We start from the raw sequence: 655 nt of genomic DNA on the forward strand, positions 1-655 counted from the left end.
AGTAATTAGTGACTAGTGCAGCTTGAACCTTGTTCAAGATTAATCCTGCATAGCAGGAGATTTCTCGGCAAGCTCGAAATGACAGAATCATTTTTCGATTTGCAGGTGCAAACTTCACAAGTGCCGTTGCAGGTGTTTGTGTTTTCTTCCATATTACTTTTCTAGCATTTTTACGATGTCTTCGTAGTTGTAGTAGATGATACCACCTATACGTTTGTATTTTAGCGTTCCGTTGATGCGGAGGTTTTGTAGAGTTCCTGGGGAGATTTTTAGGATGTTGCGTACTTCGGCTGATTTTAGCCAAGGTTTGGGCAGTGTTTCTTGATTAGTTGAGCTTTTGATTTCGCGAAGTAATAAATTCCCGAAGTTTAGTAAATCTCTTTTGGTTACCACTTGGTGGTTTAGTAATTCGATGTTGTCTGTTTCTGGGAACAGGGCTTTGTGATTAAAATTCATAATGCTATGTTTTGAAGTTATTTGATACAAAACAATTGCATTTGAAAAAGAAAAGTTCCCAAGTTGGTACCAACTTGGGAACGATTTTTATACTTTTTGAGGAAAATTAGTTGTTTTTAGCTTAAATCGTTTTCGATTTTTGTCTCCAATGCATCTTGCAATTGATTTAAAAATCGGGTTTGATCCGATTTTCGGTTTT

The 655-nt window shown here is 36.5% G+C and carries 1 protein-coding gene; it reads right to left on the bottom strand.

The genetic code is table 11. The annotated features are described in order from the left end of the window. Window positions 1-153: 153 nt before the first annotated feature. Window positions 154-456, bottom strand: coding sequence for a helix-turn-helix domain-containing protein (locus M9Q43_RS11625; RefSeq protein ID WP_262319062.1), 303 nt, complete (start codon window positions 454-456; stop codon window positions 154-156). Window positions 457-655: the final 199 nt, after the last annotated feature.

Source organism: Flavobacterium odoriferum (assembly GCF_025499515.1).
GTDB classification, from domain to species: Bacteria; Bacteroidota; Bacteroidia; order Flavobacteriales; family Flavobacteriaceae; genus Flavobacterium; species Flavobacterium odoriferum.

What these genes read in the sequence shown, in the direction of transcription:
- M9Q43_RS11625 (WP_262319062.1), bottom strand. Translation starts at nt 456, where the DNA reads ATGAATTTTAATCACAAAGCCCTGTTCCCAGAAACAGACAACATCGAA.